Origin of the sequence: Curtobacterium sp. 9128 (assembly GCF_900086645.1) — a bacterium.
Classification (GTDB): domain Bacteria; phylum Actinomycetota; class Actinomycetes; order Actinomycetales; family Microbacteriaceae; genus Curtobacterium.
Window position 1 is genome coordinate 1,986,176 of sequence record NZ_LT576451.1, and the last position, 23,840, is coordinate 2,010,015.

Below are 23,840 nucleotides of genomic sequence, written 5' to 3' on the forward strand. Positions count from 1 at the left end.
TTCGTGATCAGAAACGGACCGTCTGGCCCTGGAGTGCGTTGGCTTTCCAGACGTCGAACTGGCGGTCGTTGCCCTCCTTGGCCGGGCCGAACAACGCGGTCGCCGCGCCGACGAACTCTTCCGTCGGGAGTCCGCGGAAGTAGCCGGCTCCGACAGCCGCATACCCCCTGCCGTCGGAGTGGATCACGACGAAGTCGTCGTCGGTCGGCTTGTCCGGCTTGCTCGGCACGACCTTCCCGGTCGCCAGCGGGGCCGCGTTGAGGATGCTCGTCGGGTCGTACGAGCTCCCGTTACGGAGCATCCGTAGGTGCAGATGCGGTCCCGTTGACCACCCGGTGCTCCCCGAGTACCCGACGAGCGTCCCGGCCTGGACGGACTGACCGGTCTGCGCGACGATCCTCAGGAGGTGGGCGTACCCGGTCTCGAAACCGTCGTCGTGCGCCACGCCGACGTAGTTGCCGTACCCACCGTTCACCCCGTCGAACGTCACCTTCCCGGCACGCATCGCGTAGACCGGAGTCCCCTCGCCGATCGGGTAGTCCACGCCGTCGTGGAGCGCGTACTGGTGCGTGACGGGGTCGAGCCGGTTCCCGTACCCGCCGCCCGACAGGACTGCGGGTCGTGTCGTCAGCGGGAAGTACCAGGTCGTCGCCGCGCTGGCGGAGGACGGTCTGCCGAGCCCGGTGCCGATGGCACTGGCCGCCGCGATCGCCCCCAAGCCGCCGATCATGCCGCGGCGGGTGATGCCCCCCGAGGTCCTCTGACTCTCTTGCTCGTTCACATCGTCCCCTCCTGGGGAGCGCGGCCGGCACCGCCTCTCGGGCGGGCGCCCTCCCCGGAGCTGAACGTACTGAAAGGTGGACTTGACGGACAGTCGGGTAATGGGTGGACAGCTCTGTCCCCCCCCCCCGACGCCGGAGCGGGCTACCGGGTGCGAGGAGCCTCGGGGTCGGCCAGCTTGCTGTGCTTCCGCGAGTACCCGAAGTACACCCCGAGCCCGATCGCGAACCACACCGCGAACCGCACCCAGGTCTCCCACTGCAGGAACGTGACGAGCCACAGCGACGCGATGACGCCGATGATCGGGACGATCGGCATCAGTGGCAGCTTGAACTGCCGCGGGAGGTCCGGCTGGGTGTAGCGGAGCACGACGACGGCGGTGCAGACCACCACGAAGGCGAGCAGGATGCCGATGTTCGTCAGCTCGGCGACGACGCCGATGGGCAGCGCCCCGGCGAGGACCGCCGACGCGATGCCGAGGATCCAGGTGACGCGGGTGGGGACGTGGCGCTTCGGGTCGGTCTTCGAGAACCACTTCGGCATCAGACCGTCGCGGCTCATCGAGAACCACACGCGAGAGGCGCCGAGCATGAACGTCACGAGCACCGTGACGATGCCGACGATCGCACCGATCGCGATGATGTTCGCCACGCCGCCGAGCCCGACGGACGCGAACGCCGACGAGAACCCGGACGCGGGGTCGATGTCCGTGTACTTCTGCATGCCGGTGAGCACCAGGGTCGCGAGCACGTAGAGCACCATCGAGATCGCCAAGGACAGCAGGATCGCCTTCGGCATGTGCTTGCGGGCGTCCTTCGACTCCTCGGCGGCGGTGGACATCGCGTCGTAGCCGAACACCGCGAAGAACACCGTCGCGGCACCGGTCATCACGCCGCCGAAGCCGAACGGGAAGTACGGCGAGTAGTTGGCGCTGTTGATGTGGAACACGCCGAGCACGACGATGAGCACCACGAGCAGGACCTTGATGCCGACGGCGACGAACTCGAACCGGGCGGCGCTCCGGATGCCGCGGGTCAGCACGAACGCGGTGAGCAGACAGAGGATGATCGCGAAGACGTCGATCACGTGGCCGTCCCCGGTGCCCGGCGCGCCGAGCATCCAGGCGGGCAGGTCGATGCCGAACTGGCCGACCAGGAACCCGACGTAGCCGGAGATGCCGATCGCGACCACCGCCACGATCGCGGTGTACTCGAGCAGCAGGTCCCAGCCGATGAACCACCCGACGATCTCGCCGAGGACTGCGTACCCGTACGTGTAGGCACTGCCCGCCTTCGGGATCATCCCGGCGAACTCGGCGTAGGACAGCGCCGCGGCGGCGCTCGCGACCCCGGCGACGAGGAACGAGATCAGCACGGCCGGACCCGCGATGCCGTGCGCGACGGTGCCGGCGAGGGTGAAGATGCCGGCGCCGATGATGCCGCCGATGCCGATGGCGGTGAGCTGCCAGAGGCCGAGGTGGCGTTTCAGGCCGTCCTCGCCCCCGGTCTCGTCGTCGATCTGGTCGATCGGCTTGCGGCGGAAGAGCGAGGGCTGCGGCGTCGTTGTCACCCGGCCACTCTGCACCCTGCGGCGCTCCTGCGCGCGCACTGCGCGCCTGGCCTGCCAGGGGGCGGTCACGTGCGCGATGCCGGACGGGAGGCTCGTGGCGGGCCCGCCACGAGCCTCCAGGCCGTCAGCCGGCCAGGTACGGAGCCCAGGGTGGCGGCGGGACCGCGCCGTGGGTCGCGATGGCCAGCATCTGCCACACCAGGGAGATGAGACCGGCGCCACCGATCACGATGCCGACCCACGCCGCGATGCGTGGCCCGATCCGCCTGCCGGCGATGGCGATCGCCCGCCACCCGCTGAGGACCGCCACGATGCCGAACACGGCGCACAGCACGACGTGACGGACCATCGACTCGGCCGGGATGACGACGCCGAGGTAGGCGGTGACGAGGCCGAGGACCACGGCGACGAACGCGGGTGCGGCTGGTGGCTCCTGATCGCGGGTCCGTGCAGCCATGTCCTGACCGTACCCGGGCTCTCAGACGTCCGGGAGACGCCGGTTCAGGGGGTACCACCGGGCGTCCGTCCATCGAGACGGGCATGCTGGGTGCATGCGTTCCTTCGTCCGTGTCCTGCTCGGTCTCGCGCTGGTGTTCGCCGGCACGTCCCACCTCACGTTCGCGCGGCAGGAGTTCCGTGCGCAGGTCCCCGAGCTCGTGCCGATCGACGAGGACACCACGGTGTTGGCATCCGGTGTCGCTGAGATCGGCCTCGGTTCCGCGTTGGTGCTGGCCTCCCGCCGTCGTCGGCTCGTCGGGACGGTCGTCGCGCTCTTCTTCGTCGCGGTCTTCCCCGGGAACATCGCGCAGTGGCTGAACCGGCGGGACGGCTTCGGCCTCGACTCCGACGAGAAACGCATCGCTCGTCTCTTCGGCCAGCCGCTGCTGGTCGCCGCTGCGCTGTGGTCCACGCGTGGCGGGTCGCGTCAGCGGTCGTGATCGCCGTGCCCGTGCAGTCCGGACTGGAGGCTCGGCATCAGTTGACGGGTGGCCGTCGCGTCGCGGACATGGTCGCCACCATCGCCGTCCTCACCATCGCGACGGCGGCTGCGGTGGTCGCGGGGTGGGGGATCGTGTTCCTCTCGCTCGCGTTCCACTCGTGCACCGCACCGGGGAACCGGTGTGACGAGACGCTCGGCGGGGTCGTCGTCTACGCGGGGCCGGTGGCGGTCGCGTTGGTCCTGGTGCTCGCGATCCTCTTCTCGGTGCTGCGGATGGTGCGACGACGCCTGGCGTGGCCGATCGCGGTGATCGGCTTGGCGGCGGTCGTCGCGGCGTTCTTCGCAGCGCTGCTGCTCGTGGACAGCGCCATCTCCCACGGGATCTGAACCGGTTCCTCCACAGGGGGTCGCTCTGCTCGGTCCGTCCACCGGGTCCGATCCTGGCGCCCTGCTCGGGGCCTCGTTCCGCGACCGTTGAGCCATGCCAGACACCGACGTGCTCGACCGACTCGAGCGAACCGCAGTCCGTACCGATGACGACGTCGTCGACCTCGTCGTCGCGCTCCTCGAACGCCCGCACCGCCGACAGTGCTGGGTGCTGTTCCTCGGCGCCGATGCCGTGCCGATCCGTTTCGTCATCCCCATCGGGGACTTGCCGTACCAACCGGACGACCACGTCGAGGACTTCGGCGCCCTCGTGGCGGACATCGTCGAACAGGTCGGCGCGGCAGATGTGATCCTGGCCTGGGAACGGCCGGGGGCCCTGCATATGTACCCGGTCGACTGGGAGTGGGTCGACGCGATGGCGTGCACGCTCGACGAACACCGGGTCCGGGTCCGCGGGCAGGTCGTGGTGCACGACGGCGGCGCGGCGTTCGTGGAGCTCGACGAGGACGAGGTGACCGAGGCCGCCGCGTGACGGTGGCGGTGACGTCAGCCCTGCGGAGCGGTGTCGGGGACGGTCTCGCCCGTCAGACCCTCGACGACCTGCTTCGCTGTCGGCCAGAACTTCGCGTAGTGGTCCGGGTCGGCGTTCACCTGCACCGCGTGCGCCATCTGCGTCGGCGTCATCGTCTTCCAGCCGGGGACCTTCACGAGCTTCGCGTAGAACATCGACGCCGCGGTGTACGGGTCCATCCGCTGTTCGTAGGTGCCCCAGGCGCCGTTGTCCCGCTGCTGGAACAGTCCGCGGCTGTCGGGCCCGACGGCGTCGCCGTGGTCCAGGTTCTGCAGCCCGGACTCGCCGATCGCGGTCATCACGCCGACGGCCTGCGTGTGCGGCCCGATGCCGAGTGCCCGTGCGGCCTCGATCACGGCCGCTGCGTTGACGAGCCGGTCCTGGCAGTACCCGGCGACCGGTCCCTCGGGCACCGCGATACCGCCGACCGTCTTCGTGGCGGCGGCCGGGCAGGTCACGGCTCGCGGCGTGGACGACGAGCCACCGATGCCGGACAGGGAGTTCACCGCGATGACCACGAGCACGACGACACCGATCCCGACGGCGACGATCCCCGCACCGAACACGGACGCCAGGGTGATGCCGACGCGGTGCATGCGGGGGTCCTCTCGTCCGGGTGCCTGAACGAGGGTACGAGGGCGACCTGGGAAGCGCCGCCCTCGTACCCGCCCCAGTTCGGGTCAGTTCCGGTGGTCTCCCTCGTGCGAGCCTCCCTGCGCTCCGTCGTGGACCACGCTCGTCGGTTCCGTGACGAGGCCGGTCGGCGCCTTGTCGGCCTGCTTCCTGCCGTGCGTGAACCACGTCACGATCCACAGCAGGATCCCGAGCGCGAGCAGGGCCCCGGCGATCTGGTACTGCTCGATGTCACGTCCGGACGAGAACGGCAGGACGAGCCACAGGCACGTGACGACACCGATGACCGGGATGACGACGCCCGCTCGGAAGTGCTTGTGCCCGACCTTGTCGCGGCGCAGCACCAGCACGGACAGGTTTACGACGGCGAACACCGAGAGCAGCAACAGGGACGTGGTGCCGCCGAGCACGACGACGATGGGGGAGTCCGGGCTGAGCGAGACCCAGCCGATCAGCGCCAGCGAGATGAGCGTCGTGAAGACGATCGCGGTGGACGGGGTGCGACGGGTCGGGGAGACCTTCGACAGGAATCCGGGCAGGACGCCCTGCTTGCTCATGCCGTACAGCAACCGGGACGCCATCATCATGTTGATCAGGGCGGTGTTGGCGACGGCGAACATCGAGATGAACGGCAGCAGGTCCGCGATCGGGAAGTCCGGGGCGGCGGTCTGGACGACGGTGACCAGCGGCGTCTCGTTGCCGGCGAGCTGCCCGATCGGCACGACGGCGACGGCGCAGATCGACACGAGCACGTAGATCACCGCGGTGATCCCGAGGCCCGTCAACATCACCTTCGGGAAGATCCGGGACGGGTCCTTCGTCTCCTCGGCCATGTTCACCGAGTCCTCGAACCCGACCATGGCGAAGAAGGCCAGCGACGTCGCGGTCGACACCGACAGCAGCAGGCCCTTGTCTTCGGGAGTGTCGAACATGACCACGCGCGAGAAGTCCGCGTTGCCCCCGGCGATGGCCCAGAACCCGATCATGATCACCATGACGAGACCGCTGAGCTCGACGAGCGTCAGCACGACGTTGGTCTTCACGCTCTCGCTGACGCCCCGGAAGTTGACCGCCATCACCAGGAGCATGAAGCCCATGCCGATGAGCATCACGACCACGTTCGGCAGTTCGAGCCCGAAGCCCGCGCCGAGGTTCGCGGCGAACGCGCGGGATGCCGTCGACGCCGAGGTGATCCCCGAGCACATCACGATGAACGTGACGATGAACGTGACGAAGTGGATGCCGAACGCCTTGTGCACGTACAGCGCGGCTCCCGCGGTCTGCGGGTACTTCGTCACGAGTTCCAGGTACGAGAACGCGGTGAGCAGGGCGACGGCGAACGCGATGAGGAAGGGGAGCCACGCTGCTCCGCCGACCTCGGCCGCGACCTGACCGGTGAGGGCGTAGACGCCCGTGCCGAGGATGTCCCCGACGATGAACAACAGCAGGAGTTTGGGGCCGATGACCCGACGGAGCTCAGGCTGCTCCTGCTTCGGGGCCTCGGTGTTCGTGGTGGTCATGCACCACCCTCTTCCGGGGGACAGCATCCTGTCCGGCTTCACAGGGTTCTCCCCGCCGATCGCAACACGAACGTGTCCTGCTCGAAACCGGGCAGACGGCGGACCGCACGGATACGCTGCGCACCATGTACGACGAGTCGAACACCACCGAGGAACCCGTCGAGTTCGCCGACTTCAACGCGAAGCTGCTCGTGCTCGACGTGCTCTGCTACGACCTCGACGTCATCGAGTCGTACGACGGGGAGTCCGCTGACGAGACCGAGGAGGACCTCGACGTCGAGGGGCAGGACGACCGGGCCCGCGAGTACTACGACGACCTCGACCTGCTGCCCTCGCACCTGTCCCTCGTCACCGAGGTCACGTTCGACCCAGACCTCGAGATCCTGCAGGACGTGCACCCCGGGTGGGACGGGTCCGACGACCGCTACGACCCGCAGAACTGGGACGACCTGCTCGAGCTCCCCGCGCTCACGACCGTGTACGCGACGACGAGGCTGCCCGCGCACGTGGCGGATGCTCTCGCCAGCAAGGGCGTCGAGGTGCAGTCCGCCTGACGCTCCGGTGTCGCCGAGACGCCCCGGAGTCGCCCGGACGCCGCCGAGTCGCCGAGACGCCGCTGGTTTCGGCGGCGTCTCGGGAGCACGGAGGTGTCTCGCGGGCAAGGAGGCGTCTCGCGAGCAGGGAGCCCGGCACGACGGCGGCCCGCGGGCCGCCCATCAGCGGTTCAGCGCCGCGAGCTGCTCCGTGAACTGCGTCGCGCCGCCCTGCGCCGGGTGTCGGACCGCGATCGCCTCGATGCCGGCGAGCGCGAGCGCCCCCTGGGCCTTCCGCCCGACGGCGATCACGCGCGATGCCCCGAGCGCCTCGATGAGCGCGAGCGCGACGGGCGCGCCGTCGCGGACCTCGGCCGGACGCGGCGTCCGGTTCGTCAGCCGGTCGGGTGCGACGAACGGGTGGTGCGGGAAGATCGCCCACGCGACGGGCAGTGGTCCATTCCAGCCCGCGAGCGCCGCGTGCACGACCCGCGACGACGCCTCCCACGGCGCGGTCGGCTCCGGCGGCATCTGGTAGGTCGGGCCGAGTTCGCGGACGCTCGTGAACGGCACCCCGGTGTTCGTCATGCCGCGCCACCCTGGGGCCTCGGCGACGAGCAACGTGTCCGCGCCGGTGCCGACGTCGGACAGGTACCGCGACAGGTTCGCTCGGCGCAGTCGCCCCTCCGCGGTACGGACGTCGTAGAGCGCCTCGGCGTCGTCCGCCACCGGCACCGCGTCGAGCGCTGCCCAGAAGCCGTCGAGGTCCGGTGCTGTCACGAGCGACCGAGCACCCGACGGTAGACGTGCTCGAGCCCGGCGGCCGAGCGTTCCCAGCTCAGGTGCTCCGCGTGTTCGCGCCCCGCTGCCGACAGCTCGGCTGCGTACGATGGCTCGGTCAGGATGCGCTCGATCTCCGCGGCCCAGACCTCCGGCGCCCGGGACTCCAGCACGACGCCGGTCTCCCCGTCGACCACCGCCTCGCGGAGCCCACCGGCAGCGGCGGCCACGACGGGCACACCGGACGCGGATCCCTCGAGCGCGACGAGGCCGTACGTCTCCGAGTGCGACGGGACCAGCACGGCTGCCGCGCCACGGAACAGGAACGCCAGGTCGGCCCGTGACTGCGGTCCGATGAAGGTGACGCGGTCGGCGATGCCGTGCGCGGCCGCGAGCCGACGCAGTTCGGCGAGGTAGTCGCCCGCTTCGCTCGAGGAGTCCCCGGCGATGACGAGGGTGGGACGGGCCTCCTGGCTGATGCCGGCGATCGCCTCGATCGCCAGGTCCAGGCCCTTGAGCGGCTGGACGCGCGCCGCGGCGACCACGTACGGGACGTCGGCGCGGCGGGCGCCGGCGGCAGCCGGTCGGAACACCGAGCCGTCGACGCCCGGGGGCACGATCCACAGGCGGCCGGGGTCCCCGCCGAGCCGGGTGCGGACGGTCTCGGCCTCGGACTCGCTGACGACGACGACCGCGTCGGACTCGCGTGCGAGCATCGCTTCGCCGGCCATGCGACCAGCGGACTCCGGCCGTTCGCCCTCGGACAGCGGGGTCGCGGAGTCGGCGGCGATCGAGTGGAAGGACTGCACGTGCGGGATGCCGCGGTCTCGGGCGACTGGCAGTGCGGCCGCGCCGGAGAACCAGTGGTGCGAGTGCAGCACGTCGAACGGCCCGAGCGCTGCGAGTCCGTGCCGGAACGGTTCGATGAACGCGTCGTGCTCGCCCTTCGGCACGGGTTCGGCCGGCCCGGCGGACAGGAACCGCAGGCAGACACCGGGCACGAGCGACACGGAGTCCGGCTGCGCGGGTGCCGAGCGGCGGGTGATGATCTCGACGTGGTGGCCGCGGTCGGCGAGGGCCTCCGCCTGGTGCCGGACGACGACGTTCATGCCGCCGACCTCGCCGGAACCCGGTTCGTCGCCGGGGGAGGTGTGCAGCGAGACGAGCCCGATGCGCAGCGGTTCGGTCGTCGTGCTCACGACTCCAACCCTAGCCGCGGGCGCCGTTGCGACTCACGGGCCGGGGCCACGACCACCGGCTTCCGGCCCGCCTCGTCCACCGGGTCGGACGGGAGGCTCCGATCACCTCCCAGCACCTGCACCCGTTGGTCGCCGTGCCGGTCCCAGAACGCGGCCGTCCAGGCGCACAGCACGCCGTCGAGCAGGTCTTCCCGGTGCTTGTGCGTCGGACCGTGCAGCACGGACGGGTCGGCGAGCGCAGCCGTCAGCGGGTGCGAGTCGAGGGCGAGGGGTGGGTCGAGCGGCGTTTCGCGAAGTCGTCGCACGAGGTCGTCGAACGCCTCGGCCCGCCGGGCCCTGGCCGTCGCGGGCGGGATCCTGGTGTCGAGGCGCTTGTACCGGGGGCGTTCGTCGTCGTAGCCGAGCTCCTCGATCCCCACGAGCGTCGTGTAGGGGTAGCACTCGAACAGCACGGGCGTGGTCCGCGCGTGCATCCCCGCGGTGTCCGAGACGTACCCGACGCCGAGCGCGGTGAGCCGGTCGAGCAGCCGGGCGCCGGCGCTCGCCGCTGATGCAAGGTTCGTCGGGTTGGCGGCGACCTTCCACCGGCCGTAGCGCTGTCCGACCTGTCGTTCGGCCTCGCGGATGCCCGTCGCGTTCGTCACGACGAGCGAGGCGTCCACGCCGATGAGGGTCCGAGGGCCGAGGTGTTCGACGACCCACGCGGTCACGGCGTCCACGCCACGGGCCCACCCGGCGTCGAGGACGTTCCCGTGCTCGTCGAGCGCCGCGAGCCCTGTCTCGTTCGCAGCTCGCCGTTCGGTCCCGAGCCCCCACGCCAGGTCCACTCCGAGGTACGCGCTCACACGCCCATCCTCTCGCGCGCCGCTCCCTCGCGGGCGTGCGGGGTGTGGGCGTGGGAGTCGGTAGGCGCGGCCGGTGTAGGTTCCGCTGCATGGCGAGCGAAGCGACGACGCTGACCGTTCCGGGCCCCGACGGCGACCGGGAGGTCCGACTGACGAGCCCGTCGCGCGTGCTCTGGCCGGACGCCGGCGTCACGAAGCTCGACCTCGCGAACTACCTCGTCACCGTGGGAGACGCGTTCGTCCGGGCGAACGGGGACCGCCCGGTGTCGCTGCAGCGGTTCCCCGGTGGTGTGGACGGCGAGCAGTTCTTCTCGAAGAACCCGCCGAAGGGCGCGCCCGACTACGTCCGCTCCGTGACGGTGACGTACCCGAGCGGTCGGCAGCACCCGCAGCTCGTGCTCGACGAACCGGCCGTGGCGGTGTGGGCAGCACAGATGAACACCGTCGTGTTCCACCCGTGGGCGTCCAGGGCCTCGGACAGCGACCACCCGGACCAGCTCCGGATCGACCTCGACCCGCAGCCCGGCACCGACTTCCACGACACCGTCCCCGTCGCCGAGGAGCTGCGGAAGGTCCTCGACGAGGTCGGGCTCACCGCGTGGATCAAGACGAGCGGGAACCGCGGGCTGCACGTCTTCGCACCGATCGTCCCCGAGTACGAGTTCCTGGACGTCCGGCACGCCGTGATCGCCGCGGCACGCGAACTCGAACGGCGGATGCCCGACCGGGTGACGACGGCGTGGTGGAAGGAGGAACGGGGGAGCCGGGTGTTCGTCGACTTCAACCAGGCGAACCGTGACCGCACGATCGCGGGTGCCTACAGTCCTCGGGCGTTGGCGCACGCCTCGGTCTCGGCACCGATCACGTGGGACGAACTCGCGGATGCGGACCCGACCGCGTTCACGGTGTTGACGATGCCCGACCGGCTGCGGGGAACAGGGGACCCGTGGGAGACGATGGGCGCGGAGTCGGCGTCGATCGCGCCACTGCTGGCGTGGTGGGAGCGTGACCTGGAGAACGGTCTCGGTGAGCTGCCGTTCCCGCCCGACTTCCCGAAGATGCCCGGCGAGCCCCCGCGCGTCCAGCCGTCCCGGGCGAAGAAGGCCTAGAGCGCGGAGTCGTCCGGGAGCACGTCCTCGACGCGGGTCGTGTGCATCGGCAGCACGATCGTGGCGGAGTGCAACCGCGCCAGCTTGGACCACGTGGGGCGGTGTGCCTCGCTGATGCCGTCGACGATCATGCGCCGAGCCCCATCGTGACGAGTGCGAGCGCGGTGGCGGTCACGCCGGCGATGCCGCTGACGACTGCGCTGAGCTGCAGCATGCGCTGGTGACGTGCTTCGCGGACCTCGCTCAGCGGGCTGCGCTGGGTGTGTCGGACGAGAGTTGCGTTGCTCATGTCGGTCCGCTCCGATCCGTGGTGGCACCCCTGGTCGGCTGCCGTGATCCGATCATTCCACGAAGTTACTAGTTTGACTAACTAGTTCGGAGATCGGACATCACGAAGCGGCAACACCGTCAGGACAGCACGTCGCGCAGGTCGTAGGCAGCGGGGACCTCGAGCTGCTCGAAGCCGCACGACCGGGCATCGCGGTCCGGCCGCCAGCGCTCGAACTGCACCGTGTGCCGGAACCGCGCGCCCTCCATCTGGTCGTACCGGACCTCCAGGACCAGCTCCGGCGACAGCCGAACGAAGGACGTGTCGCGACCCGACGAGAACCGCGACTTCTCCCCGTCACCGGTCACGGGCCTCCCGTCCGCGTCGCGGAGGACCACCGGGTCGAGCTCCTCGACCAACGCGAGTCGACGCTTGTCGGAGAAGGCGGACACGCCACCGACCTGCCGGAGCTCGCCGTCTTCCCCGTACAACCCGACCAACAGCGAGCCGACCCCGCTGCCGCCCTTGTGCACGCGGTACCCGATCGCGACGACGTCCGCCGTCCGGTGGTGCTTGACCTTGAACATCGACCGTTTGCCCGGCTCGTACGGTCGGGCCCGGGGCTTCGCGACGACCCCGTCGAGCCCGGCCCCCTCGAACGTCGTCAGCCACTCGCGCGCCAGGTCCACGTCGAGGGTTGTCCGTGTCACGAACAGCGGGTCGGCGAGCTCGTCGGCCAGGGCCTCCAGCCGGGTACGCCGTTCGTCGAACGGCAGGTCCACGAGCTCCTCGCCGTCCGCAGCCAGCAGGTCGAAGGCCACGAACTGCGCAGGGGTCTCCGCACTGAGCTTCCGGATGCGGGACTCCGCCGGGTGGATGCGCTGGGACAGTGCTTCCCAGTCGAGCCGTTCGTGTCCGGGCTCGCCGGCGCGCAGCACGACCTCGCCGTCGAGGACCACCGGGTGGTCACGCCCGCCGAACTGGGTGCGGAACGCCTCGACCAACTCGGGGAAGTACCGGGTGAGTGGCTTGGCGCCACGACTGCCGATCTCGACGTCGTCGCCGTCGATCGTCACGATGCCCCGGAACCCGTCCCACTTCGGTTCGTACCGGAGGCCGCCCGTCACACGGTCCGGTTCCGGTACCTCGGGGACGGCCTTGGCGAGCATCGGTGCGATCTCCATGAGTCATGTGTACGCGCTGTCGTGCACGCGGCCTGGAGGCTCGGGTCATCCGGGTGCACCGGTCCGGCTCGCTAGGGTGGCCGGGTGACGACCGTTCCACCGGCTGCGCCGAGTCCGACGCCGATCAGTCCCGTGCAGGCCCGGGCGCTCGCCGAAGGGGTGCTGCCCCCGGTGGAGGAGATCCGCCCCGGCGTCTGGACGCTCGCCGTCCCGTTCCGGTTCGGTGTGCCCGACGCCACGCTCGTGTACGTCGTCGAGGCCACGGACGGCTCCCTGGCGCTCATCGACCCCGGGTGGAGCGACGACGGTGCGCTCGACGTCCTGGACGCCGGACTCCGGTCGATCGGCCGGTCGGTGCAGGACGTCGGACTGGTCGCCGTGACACACCTGCACGCCGATCACCTCGGCGCCGCGACTGCCGTCCGACGGATGTCCGGGGCGCCCATCGCGATGCACGCCGCCGAGGTCCGGGCGCTCGACCACGAGCGCGACGACGCCGCAGCGCACGAGGCCGAGATCGCCACGTGGGGCGTACCGCACGAGCTGCGCGACGGACTCACCGCAGCGTGGGGAGCTGGTCGGCACATCGGGCTCGGCGCGATCGAGCCGCCGTACGCCGACGTCCTGCTCGATGACGGGGACCTGCTGCCGATCGCCGGGCGGACGATCCGGTCGCTCTGGACGCCGGGCCACACCGCAGGGCACCTCTGCTTCCTCGACGAAGCCGACGGGCTGCTCTTCACGGGCGACCACGTGCTGCCGCGGATCAACTCCGGCATCGGGCTCGGCGGCCGCACCGACTCGAACCCGCTGGGGGACTACCTGGCGTCGTTGGCGAAGCTCGACCCGTACGTGGACCTCGAGGTGTGCCCGGGGCACGAGTACCGGTTCCGCGACGTGGTGTCCCGCGCCCGCACCCTCGCTCGGCACCGGGAGGAGCGGAGTCGCCACGTCGCCGAGGCGCTCGACACGCTGGACGCCCCGACGCTGTTCGAGGTCGCGTCGCGCGTGCCGTTCAGTGGCGGCATCGATTCGATGACGGGGTTCCTGCTCGCGAGCGCGCTGACGCAGACGGCGTTCCACGCCGACCTGCTCGGGCGGGCCGACGAGATCCGCCCCACCTGAGCCGGTCAGACGACCGTGGTCAGACGACCGTGGTCAGACGACCGTGGTCAGACGACCGTGGTCACACGACCGTGGTCGCGAGGCGCTCCAACGTCGTCTTGGCGTCGTGGAACTCGGCGGCCGCGTGGTCGGCCAGCGGTGCGAGCGCCGGGAGCCGGTCCGCGAGCGTGGCGCTCACCGTGATCGGGTACTGGCGCATCCCCAGGGCGGTCCCGAGGATGAGCTCCAGCACGGGCGAGCCGTGGTCCCAGTGCTCGGTCGGCGTGCCGGCGTCGTAGGTCGCCCCGCGGCTGACGATCGTCACGACGGGCTTGCCGGCGAGGGGCTGTGCGTCCCCGTCGAACGCGGGTGCGAGGACTCCCGGCACGTGGATGCGATCGATCCAGGCCTTGAGCGACGACGGCACCGTGTAATTGTAGAGCGGCGATCCGACCACGACGGCGTCCGCGTCGAGCAGCTCGTCGATGATCTCCTGGCGGAGCGCTTCGGCCTCGGGAGCGACGGACTCCTCGGCGGTGCGGTCGGCGGCTGCCCAGTGCAGTGCCGAGCTCTCCAGGTGCGGGAGCGGTGCCGTGTGCAGGTCCCGGTGCACCACGGTGTACTCCGGACCCCGAGCGCGCCACGCGTCGGCGAACGCAGCGGTCAGCGCACGGGAACGGGAGTGGGAGAGGCCGGCGGACGAGTCGATCTGGAGCAGCGTGGGCATGCCCCAACGCTATCGACGTCCGCCGTCCTCCGGCGGGCGATCAGGCAGTCGGCGGTGCGTAGAACTGCAGGTCGTTGCCCTCCGAGTCCTTGAACGGGGCGATACGACCCCACTCGTGGTCCGAGATGCCGCCCGTGAAGTCGACGCCCGCGTCGCTCAGCCGCTCGACCTCGGCATCGATGGTGCCGTCCGGCTGGAAGGTGATCACCGCGCCGCCGTCGACGGAGCCGGAGGCGTCCTCGCGGCCGTTCAGCCCGATCATCAGGCCGTTCGCGTCGATTTCCGACCAGTCGGCGTCCTGGCTCGTCACGGTGAGACCGAGGGCGTCCCGGTAGAAGGCCACCGCCCGGTCCATGTCGGTCACCGGTACCCACACTGCTGCGACTCCGCTTGCCATGTGCACTCCTCGGGTCATGGGCGGGCCGAGGGCCCGCCCGCTCGGGGCCTCCCGCATCCGCGGCGACCCGTTCCGAGTGTGCGCTGCCGCACCGGTGTGTCCTCACGGCTCCGGCGCTGGTCGCGGCCACAGGACGGACGGGAGGCTCCTACCGGACTCCGGCAGGAGCCTCCCGTCCGGACCGTGGAACGCGACAGCGCCGGTCGGCCTGGACGGTCGACCGGCGCTGTGCGGATCAGTGCCGGGTGCGGATCAGCGCTGGGTGCGGCGACGCAGCGCGCGCAGGCCGACCAGGCCGGCACCGGCGGCGAGCATCGCGAGCGCCCACGGCAGGGCGCCGGTGGCGTCCGAGCCGGTGTAGGCGAGCTGGCCCTTGGCCGTCGTCGGCGTGACCGCTGCGACCGGGGCCGTCACCACGGTCGGGTTCACCGTGACGGGGAAGGAGACGGAAAGCCCGTCCTCGGCGACCGTCAGCACGTGGGTGGACGCGTGCGGGAAGGTGACCTTGGTCGAGAACGAGTCGTCGTCCCAGGCGATCTGGTCGTCCGCGTGGTCGCTCGTCACGGTCGCCATCGGGAAGTTGCCGTCGTCGTCGAAGTCGACCGTGCTGTTGCCGAACTCGTCCACGGGGGAGCCGTCCACCCACAGCGAGCCGCCCTGCTGCACGGTCGGCTGTCCACCGTCGGTGATGATCGGCTCGGCGTCCAGGTCGGCCGGGAAGGAGATCGTGGTGATCGCCCCGTTCGGCTCGATGATCCACGAGTTGGTCGGGTGGACGCCGTCGAACGCGTCCTGGGCCGAGGTGTCGGTCGCGGAGGCCATGACGCCCACCGCGGCACCCGGGTCGACGACGACCTCGACGTACTGCGTCGCGGTCGAGGTGCCGTTCGAGGCGACGACCGTGAAGTCGAAGGTGCTCGCGGCCGTGACCTCGCCGCGCAGTGTCGCGGTCGCAGCGTCGAAGACGGTGTCGTACGGCAGGTAGGACTCGGGCTGGTCGTCCGGGTCGGTCGGGTCCGAGCTGTCCGGGTCGGTGTAGCCGATGGCGTACGTGACATCGCCGCTGCCCGTCGACACGGCGAAGGTCTCGTCGAGCGTGTCGCCCGCCGTGACCTCGATGGTGCGCGGTGCGTCGGCGGTCGTCTTCGTGTCGTACGCGACGTCCTCGGTGACGACGTCGCTCTTGGCGGTCGCGGTGTTCCCGTTCCCGTCGGTGACCAGGACGGAGATCTGCTTGCCGAGGTCAGCGGTCGTCACCGGGTAGCTGGACGAGATCGAGGCGACGGTCTGCCCGCCGTCGGTCGACCACGCGTACTCATAGGTGCCGCTCAGTTCCGGGGCGTCGACGCGGAGGGTGCTGCCGACCTTGGCGTCGCCGACGATCTTCGCGTCGGATGCCACCGCGGCCTTCGGCGAGACCGCCGAGTCCGTGGCGGTCGACGAGGTGGTCGGGGCCTGCTTGCCTGCCGAGTCGGTCTTGTCCGTCGTGGTCGATGCACCCGGGTCCGTCGACGGCGCGGGGACGGTCGACACCGGGGTGGTGGGCTCGGCGCCGGGCTCCTCGGTGCCGGACGCGTCGGCGGCGGGCGTCGTCGGCGTCTCCGGGGTGACCGGCGTGGTCGGGTCGGTGTTCGTCTGCGCGTTCGGGTCGGCGGGCGCGGAGACGGCGGGCGTCGAGTCGTCGGCGTACGCGGCGGTCGCGGTGACCATGCCGAGGCCGGTGGTCAGGCCGATGAGTGCGATCGTGGTGCCGACGGCGCAGGCGCGTCGGACACCGGAGGTGCTGCGGTGCACGGGTTCCCCCAGTGTTCGGGTCCGGACGGGTGCCGGATCGTAAGAATCCGCCGAGAATCTCAGGCGTGCTCGGATCGTACTGATAGGCGCGCACCCGCAGGAACACGGCTGTCCGGAATGTGACCCGGGTTGGGGGTGACGCGACGCGACGGGGCGGGTCGCCCGCCCCGCCCCGTCGTGTCGTGCCGTGCCGTCGGAACGGTGTCAGGCGCGGCGTCGCCGTGCGCGATGCACCAGGAGTGCGCCGCCGGCGGCGAGCAGTCCGAGCGACCAGGCGATCGGGCCGGTGGCATCGGCACCCGTGTACGCGAGCTGGCCCGTACCGGACGCCGGCTTCGTCGCGACCACGGTCGTCGCCGTCGGGGTCACGTCGATGGTGAACGAGATCGACAGGTCGCCGTGGGTGGCGGTGATCACGTGCTCGCTCGCGTGGGCGAACGTCAGGTGGGCCGCCCCGGCGTCCAGGGCCCCGGGGGACAGCGACGTGTCGAACGAGTCCCCGGCGACCGAGGAACTCCACCGCACACCGCCGTCCTCGAAGAGCACCGTGTCACCGAACGCGTCGGTCCCGGCGACGTCGAGGTCGACCACCGCGGTCTGGGGGACCCGCAACGGCGTGGCCGGATCGCCGTACCAGTCCTGCGGGTTGCTCGTGTAGCGCGTGGACCCGTCAGGGGCGATCTGCCACAGGTCGTACGGACGGTCGTCGGTGGATGTGGACGCCCACACGCGCATGGAGACCGCCGGGGCGGCCTCGGTCGTGAAGAACACCCGCATCGCGGTCCCGCCGTCCGGGTGCCTCGACGTCGAGACGTGCACCCAGAGCATGGTGTACCCAGCAACGGTCGGTGTCCCGGACAGCGTCCCGTCCTGGCTGAACGACACACCCGCCGGCAGGACGCCGGGGTCCGAGGAACCGCCCGGTTGGTCGTTGACGAAGTACTGCAGGCCGTCTCCCTCGAACGCGGCGAGGCTGACCGAGAACGGTTCGCCCACCCGTGTGGGTACGTCGCGGATGGCCAGGGAGCGGAAACCGGTCGGCTCGTCCGCGATCGGGGCGGTCGCGGCGCTGGTGACAGTCGTCGGGTCCTCGCCGGGAGCGGTGCCCGTCACGCGGACCTGCACCGTGCCATTGACGTCCTGCGGGTCGACGACGTAGGTGTCGGTGGTCGCTCCTGGGACGTCGGTCGTTCCGTCGCGGTCGGTGAACACCCACTGGTAGGTGAACGTCGTGTCCGCCGGCCAGCCGTCGGTGGACGCCGTGAGCGTGTGGAAGATCGTCGTCGTGCCGGTCACGGCGACGGTGCCGGCCGGCGTGACGGCGTCGGTCGTGGCTTCCGGGGCGGCCTCGGTCGACGTCTCGTCCGTCGGCACTGCGTCATCTGCCGGCGCCGCGTCGTCCGGTGTGGCCGCGTCGTCTGCCGGCGCTGCGTCGTCCGCGGGCGCCGAGTCGTCCGGTGTGGCTGCGTCGTCCGCGGGCGTGTCGGTTCCCGCCGGAGCCGTGTCCCCGGCCGGCTCGTCCGCCGGGACCGGTGCGGTGGTGCCGTCGGTCGGCGCGGGGTCGTCCGTGGCGGTCGGCATCGGGGCCACCTCGGGCGTCGCCGAGCCCCCCGGAGTCGTGCTCGCGGCGCTCGTCGTGCTCGTGGCGCTCATCGCCGCAGCAGCCTCGGGCTCGGCGGCCGACGCCGTGGTCGCGCCGAGCCCGAGGCCGAACGCCGACGAGCCTGCGACGATCGCGACGGCGGTGCCGACGGCCGCGTACCTGCGGACCCTCGACGTGGAGTGTGTGGTCATCGTTTCCCCCCAGAGGAACGTGTCGGAAGTGGCGGTCCGGAGTGGCCGCTCAGCAGTGAGCGTAGGGTGAGCGGGCGCTCAGGAACCGCCTGGTTCGATCACGATCCGGCAACGGAAAAAATCCCGCAAACCTTGTCATGATCGGGGATTTTCCGACATGGAGCGCTCAGGAGCGCGGGGCTGCTGCTGCCCGTTCGAGGGCGTCGCGGAACGCCGAGACCGCCGGGGACTCGGCGCTCGCGATGCGCTGCGCGGTGAAGAGCGTGCGACGTGCCGGATCGGGCAGCTCGAGCAACCGGCAGCTCGTGGACCGACCGGCCCAGACGAGGTCGGGCATGAGTGCGACGGCGTTCCCGGACTCGATGAGCCGGATCTGGGCCTGCAGGTCGGCGGTCTCGTAGCGGACGTCGGGTTCGAAGCCCGCGCGGCGGCAGGTCTGCTCGGCGAAGTGCCGTGATGCGGCCCCTCGTGGCTCCATGACCCATGGGAGCTCTGCGGCCTCGGCGAGGGACGACACCGGCCAGAGCGCCGTGTCCTCCGGCGGGAGGGCGAGCCGCACGGGGTCCGTCGTCAGGTCGCGGCTGTCGAGCCCGGGGAAGCGCGGAGCCGCGTGCGCCGGGTACTGCTCGGCGACGACCATGTCGAAGTCCCGCGCCCAGGTCTCCCCGAGCGCCGTCTCTGGTTCGCGCTGCACCATCTCGACGCGGACGTCGGGGTGCTCGATCGCCATGGTCCGGAGGGCGCTCGGCATCAGGGCCAGCGCCGCCGACTGGAACACCGCCACCCGGATGCGTCCCTGCACCGTGGTCAGCGTCGACTCGACCGACGCCTGGGCACGCTCCAAGGTGTCGAGGACGTCGCTCGCCGCGGCCACGAGGACCTCCGCCTGCGGGGTGAGCTGCAGCCGCCGTCCCGCCTTGCGGAGGAGCTGCACGCCGGCTTCCCGTTCGAGGACCGCGAGCTGCTGCGACACCGCCGACGGGGTGAAGTTCAGCGCCTCGGCGACGGCAGCGACGGTGCCCCGGATCGAGAGTTCTCGGAGGAGGACGAGACGGCGGACGTCGAGCATGCAGAAAGGATAGGTGAACTGAACGGATTCGATCAGAAAGAGTTGCTTCCGCTACCGAAACGCGGAGCAGCACACTGATGCCATGACCGACGTCCAGCCGCACGCCGACGCTGCGCCCACGACCGACCACGACCTCCTCGCCGACGAGTCCGTCGCGCTCGTCAGACAGTGGCTTGCCGAGGCGGAGACGTACCCGGTCGACGGGTCCGCGAAGCAGCTGGCCGGCGTGCTCGCCGACCCGAAGGGTCTGGCGTTCGCCGTCGGCTTCGTCGACGGCGTCGTCCGTCCGGAGGACCTCGGCGTCGCAGCACGTCGTCTCAAGCAGATCGCGCCGGACGCACCCGGGTTCCTGCCCAGCGCGCTCCGCGGACTGGTGCGCCTCGGTGGCGGACTGGCACCGAGCCTCCCGGGTGTCGTCGTCCCCATCGCCCGACGCGTGCTGCGGAACATGGTCGGCCACCTCATCGTCGATGCGACCGACGCGAAGCTCGGTCCGGCCATCGCGAAGATCAAGCAGGACGGCGTCCGGCTCAACGTGAACCTGCTCGGCGAGGCCGTGCTCGGTGAGCGCGAGGCGTCTCGACGCCTCGACGGCACGCACAAACTGCTCGCGCGGGACGACGTCGACTACGTGTCGATCAAGGTCTCCTCGACGGTGCACCCGCACTCGCCGTGGGCGTTCGACCACGCGGTGGACGACATCGTCGACAAGCTCCGCCCGCTGTTCTCGCGGGCCGCGGCCTCGTCGCCCGCCAAGTTCATCAACCTCGACATGGAGGAGTTCAAGGACCTCGACCTGACGATCGCGGTCTTCACGAAGCTCCTCGACGAGCCCGCGTTCCTCGGGCTCGAGGCGGGCATCGTCCTGCAGGCGTACCTCCCCGACGCACTCTCCGCGATGCAGCAGCTGCAGGAGTGGTCCGCCGCTCGTCGCGCCCGTGGCGGTGCCGCGATCAAGGTGCGCCTGGTGAAAGGCGCGAACCTGCCGATGGAGCAGGTCGAGGCCTCGGTGCACGGCTGGCCGCTCGCCACCTGGCACACGAAGCAGGACTCCGACACGAACTACAAGCGGGTGCTCGACTGGGCGCTCACCCCGGACCGGATCGCGAACGTGCGGGTCGGCGTCGCCGGGCACAACCTGTTCGACGTCGCGCACGCCTGGTTGCTCGCCGGGGAGCGCGGTGTCCGCGACGGCATCGAGTTCGAGATGCTGCTCGGGATGGCGCAGGGACAGGCCGCCGCGGTCCGTCGCACGGTGGGATCCCTGCTGCTGTACACGCCGGTCGTGCACCCCGGTGAGTTCGACGTCGCGATCGCGTACCTGATCCGTCGGCTCGAAGAAGGCGCCTCGCAGGACAACTTCATGTCAGCGGTGTTCTCGCTGCAGTCCTCGCCGACGCTGTTCGAGCGGGAGGAGTCGCGGTTCCGCGCGTCCCTGGCGCCGCTGTCGCTCCCCGGTGGGCTCGCCGCGCCGGATTCGCACCGCGTCGCCGACCGGTACGCCGCCGTCGGCCGCCCGGCACCAGGCCACTTCGAGAACACGCCGGACAGCGACCCGTCGGTCGCCGCGGTACGCGAATGGGGTGCGGCGATCACCGCTCGGGTCCCGTCGTCGACGCTGGGCGAGTCGGCCGTCCGGGAGGCTCGGGTCGGGTCGGAGTCGCAACTCACGTCCGCCCTGGAGCGCGTCCGCGCCGCTGGTTCCGTCTGGGGGGCCTGGTCCGGTCCGGCGCGTGGCGCGGTGCTCCACGCCGTCGGAGACGCGCTCGAGGCGAACCGCGCTGCCCTCGTCGAGGTGATGGCGTCCGAGACCGGGAAGACCATCGACCAGGCCGACCCCGAGGTCTCGGAGGCGATCGACTTCGCCCACTTCTACGGCGAGCTCGCGGCGTCGCTCGACGACGTCGACGGTGCGACGTTCTCGCCGGCCGCGCTGACCCTGGTCACGCCGCCGTGGAACTTCCCCGTGGCGATCCCCGCCGGGTCCACGCTCGCCGCGCTCGCCGCCGGGTCGGCCGTCGTGCTGAAGCCCGCGCCGCCCGCTGCCCGGTGCGCCGCCGTGCTGGCTTCGGTGATCGACACGGCGCTCGACGCGATGGGCGCGCCGGCGGACGTGCTCGCGTTCATGGACGTGGACGAATCGTCGTTGGGGGCGTCCTTGGTGTCGTCCCCGCTCGTCGACCGCGTGATCCTGACCGGGGCGTACGAGACCGCGTCGCTGTTCCGGTCGTTCCGGAAGGACCTGCCGCTCCTCGCCGAGACGTCTGGAAAGAACGCGATCATCGTGACGCCGTCGGCGGACCTCGACCTGGCCGTGAAGGACGTCGTGGCGTCGGCGTTCGGGCATGCGGGGCAGAAGTGCTCGGCGGCGTCCCTCGTGGTGCTCGTCGGCTCGGTCGCGAAGTCGCGGCGCTTCCGGTCGCAGCTCCTCGACGCGGTGTCGTCGCTCACGGTCGGGTACCCGACCGACCCGACCTCGCAGATGGGGCCGGTCGTCTCGCCGGCCGAGGGCAAGTTGCTCGAGGGGCTGACCACGCTCGAGCCAGGGCAGAACTGGGCCGTGCAGCCTCGGCAGCTCGACGAGTCCGGTCGTCTCTGGAGCCCGGGGGTCCGTGGTGGCGTTGCGCGCGGTTCCGCCTTCCACCGCACCGAGTACTTCGGCCCGATCCTCGGCATCATGACCGCGTCGTCGTTGGACGAGGCGATCGACATCGTCAACGAGGTCGACTACGGGCTCACCTCGGGGCTGCACTCGCTCGACCCGTCGGAGATCGGCACGTGGCTGTCGCGCATCGACGCGGGCAACCTCTACGTCAACCGCGGCATCACCGGGGCGATCGTGCGCCGGCAGCCGTTCGGCGGGTGGAAGAAGTCGGCCGTCGGTGCCGGGACCAAGGCCGGCGGCGTGAACTACCTGTTCGGGCTGGGCTCCTGGGCGCCGGCTCCGGCCACCGCGGGGGCTCCCGTGTCGGCAGCGGTGTCGTCCTTCCTGCGGGCGTCGGGTGTGTCCTCCGCGTCGGTCTCGCGTGCGGTCGCGTCCGACGAGCTCGCGTGGACGTCGTTGTTCGGCGTCGCGGTGGACGTGTCCGCGCTGTCGGCGGAGCGGAACGTCGCGCGGTACCTGCCGTACCCGGGCGTGCACGTGCGGTTGGCGTCGTCGTCCGCGTCCAGGTCGTCCTCGTCGGACGATCTGGTTCGTGTCGTCGCTGCTGCGCTCCGAGCGGGGACGACGATCGACGTCTCCTCGGTGGGCGACGTGCCGGCCGCGATCGCCGCGCTCGACTGCGTGCGGTCGGTCACGTCGTCGGAGTCCGACGCGGCGTTCGAGGCCCGCGTGGCCGCCGGCCCGTCGACCCGGGTGCGGCTCATCGGCGGCTCTGCTGCTGCGCTGTACGAGGCCGTTGACGGTCGCCCCGACGTCGCGGTGTACGCCGAGCCGGTAACCGAGGCCGGGCGCATCGAGCTGCTGCCGTTCCTCCGCGAACAGGCGGTGTCGATCACCGCGCACCGTTTCGGCACGCCGAACCACCTGACGGACGCGCTGATCTGACGCCGGGGCCGGCTCGTCCCTCGCGTCTGCTGCCGAATCGCGCCCCCGTGTGGACATCGCGCCCCGTCCTGGCGGGGCGCGATGTCCGTACCGGGGCGCGACGTGTCTGCGGTTCGTGGGGGACCCGTCGCGATGTCCGGTCGGCGCGCGGGCACGGGGCGCTCCGAGGCGCCGGGCGTTGGATCGGGCGCATGACAGAACCGTTCGCACGACCGTCCGCACTGGCCCACGTCCGCGTCACGGTGACCGACATCCACCGCAGCAAGGCGTTCTACCAGCAGCTGCTCGGCACCGACCCGGCGATCGACTTCAGCGACCAGGTCGACGAGCCTGGCATCCGCGAGGACCGCGAGCGCTTCTACGGCGGCAGTGTGTTCCGGCTCGGTGACCAGGTGTTCGGGCTGCGTCCGGTCGCACCGGCTGGGCAGCGGTTCGACCCGGACACGGTCGGACTCGACCACGTGAGCTTCGTCGTCGGCTCGGTCGACGAACTGCACCAGGCGGCCGCGCGACTCGACGCCGCGGGGGTCGAGCACGGTGAGGTGACGGACCTCGGCGACGCCGGCATGGTGATCCTGTCCGTGCAGGACCCCGACGACATCAACCTCGAGCTCGCCGCGCTGAAGGCCTGACGGCCGCGGACGCGGTCAGGCGTCGACGGACACCATCGTCGACGTGACGAGCGCGCGGAGGGACTCCGGCAGGGGGATCGGGCGGCGGGCACCCTCGCGGTCGATGATGACGTGCGCGAACTCACCCGTCGCGAGCAGCGCGCCGTCGGACTGCCGGAACAGGCCGAACTCCCACGACAGGCTCGTGTTGCCGAGGTGCTTGGAGCGCATCCCGACCTCGATGACGTCCGGCCACACGGCGGACTCGACGAAGCGGCAGCTCGACGACACCAGCACGGCGATCCACTCCGACGTGAACGGGTCGAGCCCGGCCTGCTCGCGGAACCAGTACGTCGCGGCGTTGTCCATCGCGCTGTAGTAGATCGTGTTGTTCACGTGCCCGAACATGTCGTTGTCGTTCCAGCGCGTGGGGTAGTGGCGGCGGAACGGGTACTCGTCGATGGTCATCGGTCTCC

General features: G+C 71.0%; 25 protein-coding genes. 8 read left to right on the forward strand and 17 right to left on the reverse strand.

Annotation, left to right across the window (positions count from 1 at the left end; translation table 11 throughout):
• Window positions 1-7: 7 nt before the first annotated feature.
• The 3 genes from QK288_RS09600 to QK288_RS09610 all read right to left on the reverse strand — a co-directional run bounded on the left by QK288_RS09600 (window position 8) and on the right by QK288_RS09610 (window position 2,806).
• Complete coding sequence (locus QK288_RS09600) at window positions 8-730, reverse strand: M23 family metallopeptidase (RefSeq protein ID WP_281264099.1); 723 nt, start codon at window positions 728-730, stop codon at window positions 8-10.
• 194 nt (window positions 731-924) lie between these two features.
• Window positions 925-2,349 (reverse strand): amino acid permease, encoded by a 1,425-nt coding sequence (locus QK288_RS09605; RefSeq protein ID WP_281264100.1) that lies wholly within the window; start codon window positions 2,347-2,349, stop codon window positions 925-927.
• 124 nt (window positions 2,350-2,473) lie between these two features.
• Window positions 2,474-2,806 carry a hypothetical protein gene (locus QK288_RS09610; RefSeq protein WP_281264101.1) on the reverse strand — a complete coding sequence of 111 codons (333 nt, stop codon included), beginning with the start codon at window positions 2,804-2,806 and terminating at the stop codon, window positions 2,474-2,476.
• 94 nt (window positions 2,807-2,900) lie between these two features.
• Between QK288_RS09610 and QK288_RS09615 the strand changes: the two genes are divergently transcribed.
• From QK288_RS09615 to QK288_RS09625, 3 genes are all read left to right on the forward strand, one after another.
• Entirely contained in the window at window positions 2,901-3,287 is a 387-nt protein-coding gene (locus QK288_RS09615; protein ID WP_281264102.1) for a hypothetical protein, read from the forward strand.
• A 68-nt stretch (window positions 3,288-3,355) separates the two neighbouring features.
• Complete coding sequence (locus QK288_RS09620) at window positions 3,356-3,676, forward strand: hypothetical protein (protein WP_281264103.1); 321 nt, start codon at window positions 3,356-3,358, stop codon at window positions 3,674-3,676.
• A 94-nt stretch (window positions 3,677-3,770) separates the two neighbouring features.
• Complete coding sequence (locus QK288_RS09625) at window positions 3,771-4,208, forward strand: hypothetical protein (protein ID WP_281264104.1); 438 nt, start codon at window positions 3,771-3,773, stop codon at window positions 4,206-4,208.
• Between the two features lie 14 nt (window positions 4,209-4,222).
• Here the strand turns inward: QK288_RS09625 and QK288_RS09630 are convergent, their stop codons facing one another.
• Window positions 4,223-4,843, reverse strand: coding sequence for a hypothetical protein (locus tag QK288_RS09630; RefSeq protein ID WP_281264105.1), 621 nt, complete (start codon window positions 4,841-4,843; stop codon window positions 4,223-4,225).
• 84 nt (window positions 4,844-4,927) lie between these two features.
• Entirely contained in the window at window positions 4,928-6,400 is a 1,473-nt protein-coding gene (locus tag QK288_RS09635) for an APC family permease (RefSeq protein WP_281264106.1), read from the reverse strand.
• Between the two features lie 125 nt (window positions 6,401-6,525).
• Between QK288_RS09635 and QK288_RS09640 the strand changes: the two genes are divergently transcribed.
• Window positions 6,526-6,954, forward strand: a complete 429-nt coding sequence (locus QK288_RS09640) for a hypothetical protein (RefSeq protein WP_281264107.1) — start codon at window positions 6,526-6,528, stop codon at window positions 6,952-6,954.
• A 162-nt stretch (window positions 6,955-7,116) separates the two neighbouring features.
• On the opposite strand, the gene QK288_RS09645 is transcribed toward QK288_RS09640, so the two are convergent.
• Genes QK288_RS09645 through QK288_RS09655 form a run of 3 tightly spaced genes read right to left on the reverse strand, consistent with a single transcriptional unit; the run spans window position 7,117 to window position 9,757 of the window.
• Window positions 7,117-7,713 (reverse strand): uracil-DNA glycosylase, encoded by a 597-nt coding sequence (locus tag QK288_RS09645; protein WP_281264108.1) that lies wholly within the window; start codon window positions 7,711-7,713, stop codon window positions 7,117-7,119.
• Complete coding sequence (locus QK288_RS09650; RefSeq protein ID WP_281264109.1) at window positions 7,710-8,912, reverse strand: glycosyltransferase; 1,203 nt, start codon at window positions 8,910-8,912, stop codon at window positions 7,710-7,712. Before QK288_RS09650 ends, QK288_RS09645 begins: the two co-directional genes overlap by 4 nt.
• On the reverse strand, window positions 8,909-9,757 hold the full coding sequence (locus tag QK288_RS09655) for a DUF429 domain-containing protein (RefSeq protein WP_281264110.1): 849 nt from the start codon (window positions 9,755-9,757) through the stop codon (window positions 8,909-8,911). The genes QK288_RS09650 and QK288_RS09655 overlap by 4 nt, the downstream gene beginning before the upstream one ends.
• 89 nt (window positions 9,758-9,846) lie before the next feature.
• On the opposite strand from QK288_RS09655, the gene ligD reads away from it, so the two are divergent.
• Window positions 9,847-10,866, forward strand: coding sequence for a non-homologous end-joining DNA ligase (gene ligD / locus QK288_RS09660; protein WP_281264111.1), 1,020 nt, complete (start codon window positions 9,847-9,849; stop codon window positions 10,864-10,866).
• Here the strand turns inward: ligD and QK288_RS09665 are convergent.
• The 3 genes from QK288_RS09665 to QK288_RS09675 form a co-directional block, all read right to left on the reverse strand.
• Entirely contained in the window at window positions 10,863-10,997 is a 135-nt protein-coding gene (locus tag QK288_RS09665) for a hypothetical protein (RefSeq protein ID WP_281264112.1), read from the reverse strand. The genes ligD and QK288_RS09665 overlap by 4 nt on opposite strands.
• Entirely contained in the window at window positions 10,994-11,155 is a 162-nt protein-coding gene (locus QK288_RS09670; RefSeq protein ID WP_281264113.1) for a hypothetical protein, read from the reverse strand. The genes QK288_RS09665 and QK288_RS09670 overlap by 4 nt, the downstream gene beginning before the upstream one ends.
• 119 nt (window positions 11,156-11,274) lie before the next feature.
• Window positions 11,275-12,318, reverse strand: coding sequence for an ATP-dependent DNA ligase (locus QK288_RS09675; protein ID WP_281264114.1), 1,044 nt, complete (start codon window positions 12,316-12,318; stop codon window positions 11,275-11,277).
• Window positions 12,319-12,402: 84 nt separating this feature from the next.
• Here QK288_RS09675 and QK288_RS09680 point away from each other — a divergent pair, with 84 nt between their 5' ends.
• Window positions 12,403-13,443, forward strand: a complete 1,041-nt coding sequence (locus tag QK288_RS09680) for an MBL fold metallo-hydrolase (protein ID WP_281264115.1) — start codon at window positions 12,403-12,405, stop codon at window positions 13,441-13,443.
• A 61-nt stretch (window positions 13,444-13,504) separates the two neighbouring features.
• On the opposite strand, the gene QK288_RS09685 is transcribed toward QK288_RS09680, so the two are convergent.
• The 5 genes from QK288_RS09685 to QK288_RS09705 form a co-directional block, all read right to left on the reverse strand.
• Window positions 13,505-14,149 carry an NAD(P)H-dependent oxidoreductase gene (locus tag QK288_RS09685; protein ID WP_281264116.1) on the reverse strand — a complete coding sequence of 215 codons (645 nt, stop codon included), beginning with the start codon at window positions 14,147-14,149 and terminating at the stop codon, window positions 13,505-13,507.
• A gap of 40 nt (window positions 14,150-14,189) precedes the next feature.
• Window positions 14,190-14,546: a VOC family protein gene (locus QK288_RS09690; RefSeq protein ID WP_281264117.1), complete on the reverse strand. Its 357-nt coding sequence runs from the start codon at window positions 14,544-14,546 to the stop codon at window positions 14,190-14,192.
• A gap of 252 nt (window positions 14,547-14,798) precedes the next feature.
• On the reverse strand, window positions 14,799-16,340 hold the full coding sequence (locus QK288_RS09695) for a hypothetical protein (protein WP_281264118.1): 1,542 nt from the start codon (window positions 16,338-16,340) through the stop codon (window positions 14,799-14,801).
• Window positions 16,341-16,544: 204 nt separating this feature from the next.
• Window positions 16,545-18,134: a hypothetical protein gene (locus QK288_RS09700; RefSeq protein WP_281264119.1), complete on the reverse strand. Its 1,590-nt coding sequence runs from the start codon at window positions 18,132-18,134 to the stop codon at window positions 16,545-16,547.
• 166 nt (window positions 18,135-18,300) lie between these two features.
• The gene (locus tag QK288_RS09705; protein ID WP_281264120.1) at window positions 18,301-19,203 is read right to left on the reverse strand and encodes a LysR substrate-binding domain-containing protein; all 903 of its coding nucleotides are present in this window, start codon (window positions 19,201-19,203) and stop codon (window positions 18,301-18,303) included.
• A gap of 82 nt (window positions 19,204-19,285) precedes the next feature.
• Between QK288_RS09705 and QK288_RS09710 the strand changes: the two genes are divergently transcribed.
• A complete protein-coding gene (locus tag QK288_RS09710) occupies window positions 19,286-22,753 on the forward strand; it encodes a bifunctional proline dehydrogenase/L-glutamate gamma-semialdehyde dehydrogenase (protein ID WP_281264121.1) in 3,468 nt (1,155 codons plus the stop codon).
• A 191-nt stretch (window positions 22,754-22,944) separates the two neighbouring features.
• Window positions 22,945-23,385 (forward strand): VOC family protein, encoded by a 441-nt coding sequence (locus QK288_RS09715; protein WP_281264122.1) that lies wholly within the window; start codon window positions 22,945-22,947, stop codon window positions 23,383-23,385.
• A gap of 15 nt (window positions 23,386-23,400) precedes the next feature.
• Here the strand turns inward: QK288_RS09715 and QK288_RS09720 are convergent, their stop codons facing one another.
• Entirely contained in the window at window positions 23,401-23,832 is a 432-nt protein-coding gene (locus QK288_RS09720) for a thioesterase family protein (protein WP_281264123.1), read from the reverse strand.
• Window positions 23,833-23,840: the final 8 nt, after the last annotated feature.